Raw genomic sequence first — 9,353 nt, 5'->3', positions numbered from 1 at the left:
CTATTTTTTCATCGGCCTTTTTCTCTGCTTGCGCTAAAAAGTCTACAATTTTTTCGAGATCATCATATTCTAGCACTTTTTTTATCTCCTGCAAAGACAGGTCTATAAGTTGTAAGGCGCGTACTGTATTCAGACGAACAATGTCCGGTTCGATATAATAGCGGTAATTGGTCCATTCGTCTTTTTTGCTTGGCTTTACTAATCCGATGCGGTCATAATGCCGCAGTGTTTCACTCGTTGTATGAACAGCCTTTGCAGCTTCTCCCACTGAAAAATATTTCTTCATTTTTATGTTCTCCTATTGACTTTTGTGTTGCACAAAGGTTTATGATTCATTCTAGCAGAGGATATGGCGAAAATCAATAGATATTTCAGTGCTGTTTAGGAGGAATAGCTGCATGATAGAACTCAAACATGTAACAAAGCAGTACGGGCAGGCAACCGTACTCAAAAACATCACGTTGTCAATCGACCAACCGGGGATATATTGCCTGCTTGGCAGAAATGGAGCAGGCAAAACAACCCTGCTCAAGTCGATCGCCGGGTATCAAAACATTACAAATGGTACGATTCAGGTTGACGGTAAGACAATAACAACATCCACTTTGGATACAGGGGTTAGCTACATCGAAAATTTTGCAAAGCATTTTAATCTTCCGGTACAAAAGCTAATACGAATTGCCTCTGAAGTAAACCCCAACTATGATTACGACTTTGCCTTGGAAATGATGGAGCGTTTTGAGTTGGAGGGAAAAAAGAAATTTCATCATCTTTCTCTTGGCATGAAAACGATGGTTTCTACGATTATCTGTTTGGCGAGTAATAAAGAGGTCATTCTTTTAGACGAACCTGTCCTCGGATTCGACGCAATTATGCGGGTGGAGTTTTACGACATGCTGACAGAGAGTTTTCGGAAACATCCTCGCGTTATGATTGTATCCACCCATATCATTGAGGAAATTGCAAAGACAATTCAAAAGCTGATCATTATTAATAAAGGAAGCGTCCGCTTCTTTGACACATTGCAATCGGTGGAGACAAAAGCATTTAGCATCAGCGGGCTTCAAAAAGACGTGGAGGCAGCAACACAAAATCTAAATATCATTGGTCAAGATACTGTCGGAGGGCTTGTAACAAGTTATATTTTTGATAACCCGCCAAAGCAGACTGCTTCACTGGAAATTCACCCACTGTCTTTGCAGGATTTCTTTATACAAATGGTGGGACATAAGGGAGGTGTAAAAAGATGACAGCTATTTTTGCGATTGTAAAACGCTTGCTTGCCAGCAATAAAATCAGTTTCATCATTACAGCCCTTGTGGTGCTTTGTGCCACATCTTCCGGCGACGTTGTTTTAAGTAACGGCAATTATACTTGGCTGCTTGCTGTCTTAACCCCGTTCTTTTTTGTGTTTTATGATTTCACAAAGCTAATGCATTTAGGAGCCAGCAAAAAAGATTACTTTTTCGGCTGTCTCATCAGCTACGGTTTCTTGGCGTTTTGCATTTCCCTTGTCAATACAGTCATCCATCTATGGACTGACCCTGCATATCCAGCGCAAACAGTGATCAATATGATGGACGTTTGCAAATGGACGGAAACCGGGATGATTGTTGCCGGATTGCAGCAGATGTTCTTTTTACTGTTTGTTATGGTCTTTCTTCATGTGCTGTTATCCATGCAGACACATTGGTATGGATGGCTGACTGACGCAGTACTGGTCGCCATTATTTGTATTTTTACTCCGATTGCACCATTACGTGCTGTCTTGGCTGGATTTTTCCAGATTATCATGTTTAACAGCAATGCTGTTCTGCACATTTGCATCTGTCTACTACTAAGCACCGCGTTATCTCTCGGAGGGCTAGTGGTTTTAAAAAGAAAAACTTTATAGGCAAGAGGGATCGCCATGATTCGGATCAAAGCAGTTGACGCACAAAATATATTGGATGTGTGCGAATTGACAACAAATCAAGATGGCATTGGCAGAACATTAGAGGGCCATTCTTGCTGCAACGCAATTTCCATAGCGGAAACAAAATATCATCCAGAAATGCATCCCAATGCAATTTATAACAACAATGTACTCATTGGCTTTTTTATGTATATACGCACAGAAACTCAAGCGGAAACGGCGACGATCTGCCGCTTTATGGTAGATGATAGATTTCAGCAGAAAGGGCTTGAAGAAAAAGCTTTAGAGCATGTCTTGAGAGGTCTAAAAATTCAAGGTGTCAAGAAAGTAATCTTCATGATAGATGAAGAAAATCAAATTGCTAAAAAACTATGTCTTTCTTTCGAATTTCGGTTCACGGGAAAGATTGATCATGATGAATACTGCTATGAATTGGTGCTGTAAAGCTAATCTATGAAATATGGAGGAATAAAAATGAAAAAAATCATTTCCCTCGCATTGTGTCTTATGTTGGTCAGCTGCATCTTGTCGGGCTGTTCGAACAATAGTGAACCATTTGAGGCCAAAAGTTATACGCCAGATATACAGCTGAGTGAAATCAACCTTGATGTACAGGACAGAGAAATTGAAGTAACCTTGTCCGAGGATAAACAGGTGCATATCCAATATTCCGAAAACAGCAAAGAGTATTACGATATTTCTGTTTCTGATGAAAATGTGCTGACCATGACAAGCGCAAGCAACAAGGAATGGACAGATTATATTGGAAGGAAACCCTCTGCCGAAAATCGGAAAATATCGTTGCAGATCCCGGACGAACTTTTGGAAAACCTTACACTGTCTACAACAAACGAAGATATTACACTTTCTGCCCTGACCGTAACAGGAAGTATCAGCATTTCTTCTACTGAAGGGAATATTACCTTTGGAGATTTAGATGTGGGCAATGCCTTGACCCTGAGTGCCAAAAACGGGAATATTACAGGAACAGTTGTAGGAAGTTATGACGATTTTTCCATTCAAACAGAAATCAAAAAAGGGGAGTGTAATTTGCCAGACAACAAAGATGACGGAGAAAAAACGCTCCATGTGTCCAGCAATAATGGCGATGTCAATATTGAGTTTCAAAAAGCATGATTATGATTCTTAAAGCCATTGTTTTGTCGCTTTGTTTGAATGTAGATATCAAATATGAAAATTGCTTTTTTCGTCTATATCAATGTCTTTTATACTTTTATTTACTTGCTTTTTTTGAAAAATGTGATATGATAAAGAGGTTCTCACAAGAGAATTATACCAAAGCAGAGTAGAAGCCCGTGCGTTAAGTGCTGTCCGAACGGGGAGTTGTCGGATGGACGAAAAGGAAACTTGCGGTACGTGCTTCGCATCCCGCTGCTGCATCCAAAGAGATTCCCCTCTTTTCATGTAGCGAAGAATGTTACATGAAAGGAGGTTTGTTTTTTGCAAGGAAATATGAAAATCTTATCCAGGGAATTTTCACTGCTATCCCGTCGAATGAAAGACGCTGTGATGGAAATGAAAAATGTCCGTTCTCTGGCTGGTGCGTCTATGCTGTCAGCATTGGGCGTAGTAATTCATGCCGCCACAACAGTAATCGCAAGTTTAACCCAGATGATTAGCTTTGCTTTTCTCACTGTAGGCGTCTCTGGACTGCTCTATGGCCCTGTAGTAACCGGCTGCATTGGTGCTATTACGGACATACTCAAATATTTGGTTAAACCAAATGGTGGATTTTTCCCTGGTTTTACCCTCAGTGAATTTATTCTTGGCTTTCTGTTTGGATTGTTTTTCTATCAACGGAAAATAACGTTGGCAAGAGTGTTTGCAGCAAAGCTAACGGCAACATTGCTCATCAATTTATTTTTGACACCATTGTGGCTGTCAATGATGTATGGCGATGCATTCATTGTGCTTTTGTCTGGCAGAATTGTAAAGAATTTGGTAATGCTCCCTATCGAAACCGGATTGCTTTATTTTTTGTTAAAAAAAGTACAGGAAATTGTGCCCAAAGGGCAAATATAATGTTTGTTTGAAAAAGGGGCCCAAATTTGGGCTCCTTTTTATATGAACGGCTGTAAAATTGATGACAATATCGTTTCAGTATGCACATAGTATAAAAAATTGACGTTTTTCTTATGCAAGATATCTTGTCTCTATGGCTGCCTCATGGTAAAATAATACGTACAAAATGAGTTTGGGGAAGTGGGTTTGACTACATGAAATACGATTTGGTACTTTTCGATTTGGATGGCACTATGCTGGATACTGGCAACGGGATTTGCGAATGTGCCTGGTCAGTGTTGGACGACCTAGGGCTTCCTAAGCCGGATCGACAGAAAATGCGATTGTTTGTCGGTCCTCCGCTAGAAATTACTTTTCCAACAGTAGCTGGGACTGATCCGGAAACCACCGTAAAGGCAGCTGCCATGTATCGTGCCAGATACGATCAATATTCTGACCGTGGCTGCATTCCTTATGATGGTGTGATTAATGCGCTACAGTTTGTCCATTCTCTTGGAAAGAAAACAGGAGCGGCCACTTTAAAAAAGGAATACCATGCAAGAAGAATGTTGGTGAAATATAAAATAGCTCCCTATCTGGATTTTATTTCAGGAGTAGATGATGAAGGAAAAAGAGATACAAAAGAACTGGTAGTACAACATGCTATGGAGGGCCTTGGTATTACAGATAGCAGTAAGGTTGTGCTGGTGGGAGATACCGAATATGATGCTAGAGGCGCATTGGCAGCGGGTATTGATTTTATTGGCGTTACCTATGGTTATGGTTTCGCAACAAAAGAGGACGTGGCAAAATATCCCTTTGTTTATGCGGCAGATTCCTTAAACGAAGTCATTGATTTTCTAAATAAATAAAAACAAAGGGCGAGTAAATATTTCTCGCCCTTTGTTTTTCTATGAAATAGTTATCTGTAGTTTTCCTGATTGTTTTCTTCATCGTTTTTGCGATTTTGGAACTGGTTTGGATTTTGTTTGTTCTGAGGTTGGTTTCTCTGAGCATTCTGCGCTTGGTTAGGCTGTTTATTTTGGTTCTGTTTATTTTTTGCCATCTTTTCTCACCTCTCTTTGTATTCATAGGTTTTCCAGTAAGAAAGGTAATATACCCTTTGAACTATCCTTAAAGATTAAAAATATCGGAAATATTTCGTCAAAAAGGAAAAAATGCCTTGACTTAATTATACTGATATGGTATATTTAAGTTGTTCCTAGGAGGAGCAAAATGAACTTAAACTTGAGACATCAATGACAGGGAGGATTAAAATCATGAAAAAGTTTGTTTGTACTGTATGTGGTTATGTTCACACTGGAGATAGCGCTCCGGAGTTTTGCCCGCAATGTAAGGCTCCTGCCTCTAAATTTAAGGAGCAGGCAGAAGAGACCATGACTTGGGCTGCAGAGCATGTTATCGGTGTTGCTGAAGGCGTTGATGCTGAGATCCTGGAAGGTCTGAGAATGAACTTCACTGGCGAATGCACCGAGGTTGGTATGTATTTGGCCATGGCTCGTCAGGCAGATAGAGAAGGTTATCCTGAAGTTGCTGAGTGCTATAAGAGAGCAGCTTTCGAGGAAGCAGAGCATGCTGCAAAATTTGCAGAGCTTCTGGGTGAAGTGGTTACTAACTCCACCAAAAAGAATCTGGAGCTGAGAGTTGCCGCTGAGAATGGTGCATGCGCCGGCAAGATGGATATTGCTAAAAAAGCAAAAGAGCTGGGCCTGGATGCAATCCATGACACTGTTCATGAGATGGCTAAGGATGAGGCTCGTCATGGGCAGGCTTTTGCAGGTCTGCTGGGCAGATACTTCAAATAAACCTTGAAAATCTGACCTTTAATAGTCCCTTTTAAATTTTCCAACTCAATAGAAAAGCACAGGCGAAGATCTTCTTTTAAGTTCATTTTCGCCTGTGCTTTTTCTATTTCAATACAAAATAGCATGTTTTTTGTTAGTTGAAGCATACTAATTTTATTAATTACAGAGAATGGGGAATTGTATATGGCAACTCTTTATTTTGGTGGAGACATTATTACGATGGAAGAAACCGTCTCCGGAACTGGGCTTTTGGAAGTAAATGGGCTAATTCGCGAAGTGGGGGATTATCGCAAACTTATGTCAATACGTCCGTCAGATACACGTCTTGCCAACTTGAGGGGGAAAGCGTTACTTCCCGCTTTTATCGATGCGCATAGTCATCTCACCTCTGTTGCCAGAACATTAGATTTGGTAAATTTAGAGGGGACAAGCAGTTTCGAAGAGCTAAAAGAACGAATAGAAAAATTTTGTCAAGAAAGAAAGATAGCACCTGGAAAATGGATCAGCGGTTTTGGTTATGATCATAACTTTTTAAGGGAACACCGACACCCATCTAAGGAAGTATTGGATGAGGTATCGCCTGACAATCCTATAGTGATTACCCATGCATCCGGGCATATGGGAGTAATGAATTCCAAAGCTTTACAGCTAATGGGGATTGATCATCGTTCGGAAGATCCGCCAGGAGGTATGATTGGGCATTTAGAGGGAAGTCATTACCCTAATGGATATCTGGAAGAAACAGCCTTTACTTCGGCAATAAGCCGTATGCCATTGCCCTCTTTTGAAGATAGATGCCGTCAATTGGAAAAAGCTGAGCAAATCTATTTTGAAAATGGAATTACCACCATTCAAGAAGGGCTGGCCAAAAGGGACGAATGGAATTTATTACTGCGGATGTCAGAAGAGGGAAGACTGAAATCAGATGTCGTATGTTATGCTGATTTGAAGGATCATCGTACTTTGTTCAAGGAAAGTGGGGCGCGGCAGAATCAATATGTGGGCCGGCTAAAGATGGGGGGATATAAGATCTTCTTAGACGGTTCCCCTCAAGGCAGAACCGCTTGGTTGCGAGAGCCCTATCTTAAGGGAGACGCGGGCTATCGTGGATATCCCATCTACAGCGATCATCAGGTTCGGCAGATGCTGGCGCAGGCTATCGCTGATCAGGGGCAAATTTTATGCCATTGCAACGGAGATGCGGCCGCAGAGCAAATGATACGAGCTTATGAAGAGGCAGGGGGAAAAAATTTTCATATGCGGCCGGTGATGATTCATGCCCAACTTGTAGGGCAGGATCAGCTCAAAAAAATGGCCGATCTTTCAATGATTGCGTCTTTTTTTATAGCGCACACCTATCATTGGGGTGATGTGCATTTGCAGAACTTCGGCTCAGAAAGAGCGATGAAGATTAGCCCTGCGGCATCGGCCAAGAATCTGGGGGTATGCTACACCTTCCACCAAGATTCGCCTGTACTGCCTCCGAATATGATGGAGGTATTGTGGTGTGCTGTAAACCGTATCAGTCGAGAAGGTATAGTGATGGGAGAAGATGAGAAAATCAATGTCTATGATGCGCTGAAAGGTATAACCATCAATGCGGCTTATCAGTATTTTGAAGAGGACAAAAAAGGCTCTCTCCGTCCTGGGAAACTAGCGGATCTTGTTATATTAGATCGCAACCCTCTCAGAGTACCAGTCAACGAATTAAGGGATATTCACGTTGTAGAAACCATCAAAGAAGGTAAGGCCGTATTTGTTCGAAATCCAAAGGAACAAGCGTAGATATAGCAGCTCCTTTTGTAAACAATAGAAAGAAATAAGGTGCAACGAAAATTCATAAAAAATACATCTTTAAGCGAATTAAAACGCAAGTTTATACTTTATTTACGGAATGTATTCAATTTGCCAACATTCTTCTATTGACTTGCCCTATGCCCCAAATTTATGATGGATAGAGGTAGGTTTGAGACGATAAGGAGTTGCAAGGAATGCAAAAAATACAGGAAATTATTAACCAGGTAAGAAAGTCGGTAATAGGAAAAGATGACGTCATAGAAAAAACATTGATGGCTATGTTAGCGGGGGGTCATATTCTATTGGAGGATGTACCCGGCGTGGGAAAGACATCTATGGCGATAGCCTTTTCTCAGGCTATGGACTTGTCCTATAAGCGGATGCAGTTTACTCCAGATGTCATGCCTTCAGATGTGACAGGGTATACCATGTACGATAGGAATTCAGGAAAAAATGTATATATACCGGGGGCTGCCATGTGCAACCTATTTTTAGCCGATGAGATCAACCGTACCTCTAGTAAAACTCAATCCGCACTGTTGGAGGTCATGGAGGAGGGGAGTATCACCGTCGATGGTGTTACCAGACAGGTCCCGCAGCCCTATCTGGTCATTGCCACCCAGAATCCAATCGGTTCCGCAGGGACGCAGCCGCTGCCGGAGTCTCAGATGGACAGGTTTATGGTTCGCCTTTCTATGGGCTATCCGGATAAGCAGAGCGAGATGGAAATGCTGCGCCGACGTCAGCCTGGTTCCCACAGCGGACGGATCCAGACGGTAGTGACCCCTCAGGAACTCAGGGAGATGCAGCAAGAGGTAGAAAGTATCTTTGTCTCGGAGCCTTTATATAAGTATATCACGGATTTAGCATCGTGGACGCGGATGCAGCCGGCGATTCGCCTAGGACTCAGCCCCAGAGGCACATTGGCGCTGTTTCAGATGGCGAAAGCCTGTGCCTTTTTTCATGGACGGGATTTCTTAACCCCCCAGGATGTACAGGAGGTATTTCCTCATGTATGCATCCACAGAATTTGGCTGGATGCGAGGGCAAAGGTCAATGGAACAGGAAGGCGGCAGATCATCCGTCAGGCACTATTTCAGGTGGCGGCTCCGGTATTGGTGTGAGTTATGGCAAAACAAAGAATTATATACTTTATACTGCTGCTTATTGCCTTTTTATTTTTTATCTTTTATCCGGCATATCTTTCCCATTTGCTCCTTCTTTTTATCTTGTTTCTTCCACTTTTTTCACTTTTGGTTCTTATTCCCAGCTGCCTTTTGTTACGCTGTCAGCTCCAGTGCCCAGAGATCGCTGTCGCTAAGGGGGAACAGGCTCATTACACCCTGAAATTGGATTATCCCTTTCTTTTTCCCTGTGCCAGTGTTTTTTTACAGGTCGGTTATACCCGGCAACTGGGCAGATTTGATGTAAAGGCGAGACCAGAAGAGAGGGAGCAGCTGCGTTTTCCCATTGGACCCTGCAGCCACATGGCATTGCATCCAACAGTTTGTTTTCACCATTGCGGCAAAATAGATGTAATGTTGGAAAAAATACGAGTTCGGGATATGTTGGGGCTATTCCAGCTGCCTGTATTAAAACATAAGAAGCTCAAAACAAAGGGCAGTATCTATGTCATGCCCAAACCGGTAGGACTTATCTGGAATGTGGGAGAGTCTGCAGAATTGGGAGCGGACGGTAACGTATATTCTCTTTGGAAAAAAGGGGATGACCCCTCTGAAATTTTTCAGATGCGGGAATATCAACAGGGGGACCGCCTGCGGGATGTCCATTGG

At 42.2% G+C, this 9,353-nt stretch carries 11 protein-coding genes, 1 pseudogene and 1 riboswitch; of the genes and pseudogenes, 10 read left to right on the top strand and 2 right to left on the bottom strand.

Going from position 1 to position 9,353, the window contains the following annotated elements:
* On the bottom strand, window positions 1–286 hold a 286-nt coding region (locus ACZ25G_RS10220; protein ID WP_463682381.1), incomplete at its 3' end, for a MerR family transcriptional regulator.
* Window positions 287–398: 112 nt separating this feature from the next.
* On the opposite strand from ACZ25G_RS10220, the gene ACZ25G_RS10215 reads away from it, so the two are divergent.
* From ACZ25G_RS10215 to ACZ25G_RS10190, 6 genes are all read left to right on the top strand, one after another.
* Window positions 399–1,250, top strand: coding sequence for an ATP-binding cassette domain-containing protein (locus ACZ25G_RS10215; RefSeq protein WP_463682380.1), 852 nt, complete (start codon window positions 399–401; stop codon window positions 1,248–1,250).
* Window positions 1,247–1,894 (top strand): hypothetical protein, encoded by a 648-nt coding sequence (locus ACZ25G_RS10210; protein ID WP_463682379.1) that lies wholly within the window; start codon window positions 1,247–1,249, stop codon window positions 1,892–1,894. Before ACZ25G_RS10215 ends, ACZ25G_RS10210 begins: the two co-directional genes overlap by 4 nt.
* Window positions 1,895–1,909: 15 nt before the next feature.
* Window positions 1,910–2,359 (top strand): GNAT family N-acetyltransferase, encoded by a 450-nt coding sequence (locus ACZ25G_RS10205; protein ID WP_463682378.1) that lies wholly within the window; start codon window positions 1,910–1,912, stop codon window positions 2,357–2,359.
* A 30-nt stretch (window positions 2,360–2,389) separates the two neighbouring features.
* Complete coding sequence (locus tag ACZ25G_RS10200) at window positions 2,390–3,052, top strand: DUF4097 family beta strand repeat-containing protein (RefSeq protein ID WP_463682377.1); 663 nt, start codon at window positions 2,390–2,392, stop codon at window positions 3,050–3,052.
* Window positions 3,053–3,215: 163 nt separating this feature from the next.
* A riboswitch (THF riboswitch) is annotated at window positions 3,216–3,312 on the top strand.
* Between the two features lie 64 nt (window positions 3,313–3,376).
* On the top strand, window positions 3,377–3,958 hold the full coding sequence (locus tag ACZ25G_RS10195) for a folate family ECF transporter S component (protein ID WP_463682376.1): 582 nt from the start codon (window positions 3,377–3,379) through the stop codon (window positions 3,956–3,958).
* A gap of 194 nt (window positions 3,959–4,152) precedes the next feature.
* Window positions 4,153–4,809, top strand: coding sequence for an HAD family hydrolase (locus ACZ25G_RS10190; protein WP_463682375.1), 657 nt, complete (start codon window positions 4,153–4,155; stop codon window positions 4,807–4,809).
* A gap of 50 nt (window positions 4,810–4,859) precedes the next feature.
* Here ACZ25G_RS10190 and ACZ25G_RS10185 read toward each other — a convergent pair whose 3' ends face one another.
* A complete protein-coding gene (locus ACZ25G_RS10185) occupies window positions 4,860–5,003 on the bottom strand; it encodes a hypothetical protein (RefSeq protein WP_191481531.1) in 144 nt (47 codons plus the stop codon).
* Window positions 5,004–5,217: 214 nt separating this feature from the next.
* Between ACZ25G_RS10185 and ACZ25G_RS10180 the strand changes: the two genes are divergently transcribed.
* The 4 genes and pseudogenes from ACZ25G_RS10180 to ACZ25G_RS10165 all read left to right on the top strand — a co-directional run.
* Complete coding sequence (locus ACZ25G_RS10180) at window positions 5,218–5,763, top strand: ferritin family protein (protein WP_191481532.1); 546 nt, start codon at window positions 5,218–5,220, stop codon at window positions 5,761–5,763.
* 183 nt (window positions 5,764–5,946) lie between these two features.
* Complete coding sequence (locus ACZ25G_RS10175; RefSeq protein ID WP_463682374.1) at window positions 5,947–7,548, top strand: amidohydrolase; 1,602 nt, start codon at window positions 5,947–5,949, stop codon at window positions 7,546–7,548.
* Window positions 7,549–7,754: 206 nt separating this feature from the next.
* Window positions 7,755–8,684 carry an AAA family ATPase gene (locus ACZ25G_RS10170; RefSeq protein ID WP_463682373.1) on the top strand — a complete coding sequence of 310 codons (930 nt, stop codon included), beginning with the start codon at window positions 7,755–7,757 and terminating at the stop codon, window positions 8,682–8,684.
* A gap of 417 nt (window positions 8,685–9,101) precedes the next feature.
* Window positions 9,102–9,353, top strand: a pseudogene (locus ACZ25G_RS10165) (hypothetical protein); the annotation flags it as partial.

This window comes from Zongyangia sp. (genome assembly GCF_965361945.1).
Note: the sequence above shows the minus strand (reverse complement) of the source record. Positions and strands in the feature narration are given on the sequence as shown.

Excerpts from the sequence above, each read along its gene's own strand:
- ACZ25G_RS10170 (WP_463682373.1), top strand. The coding sequence starts at position 7,755 with ATGCAAAAAATACAGGAAATTATTAACCAGGTAAGAAAGTCGGTAATA.
- ACZ25G_RS10180 (WP_191481532.1), top strand. The coding sequence starts at position 5,218 with ATGAAAAAGTTTGTTTGTACTGTATGTGGTTATGTTCACACTGGAGAT.
- ACZ25G_RS10200 (WP_463682377.1), top strand. The coding sequence starts at position 2,390 with ATGAAAAAAATCATTTCCCTCGCATTGTGTCTTATGTTGGTCAGCTGC.
- ACZ25G_RS10190 (WP_463682375.1), top strand. The coding sequence starts at position 4,153 with ATGAAATACGATTTGGTACTTTTCGATTTGGATGGCACTATGCTGGAT.
- ACZ25G_RS10205 (WP_463682378.1), top strand. The coding sequence starts at position 1,910 with ATGATTCGGATCAAAGCAGTTGACGCACAAAATATATTGGATGTGTGC.
- ACZ25G_RS10215 (WP_463682380.1), top strand. The coding sequence starts at position 399 with ATGATAGAACTCAAACATGTAACAAAGCAGTACGGGCAGGCAACCGTA.
- ACZ25G_RS10185 (WP_191481531.1), bottom strand. The coding sequence starts at position 5,003 with ATGGCAAAAAATAAACAGAACCAAAATAAACAGCCTAACCAAGCGCAG.
- ACZ25G_RS10210 (WP_463682379.1), top strand. The coding sequence starts at position 1,247 with ATGACAGCTATTTTTGCGATTGTAAAACGCTTGCTTGCCAGCAATAAA.
- ACZ25G_RS10175 (WP_463682374.1), top strand. The coding sequence starts at position 5,947 with ATGGCAACTCTTTATTTTGGTGGAGACATTATTACGATGGAAGAAACC.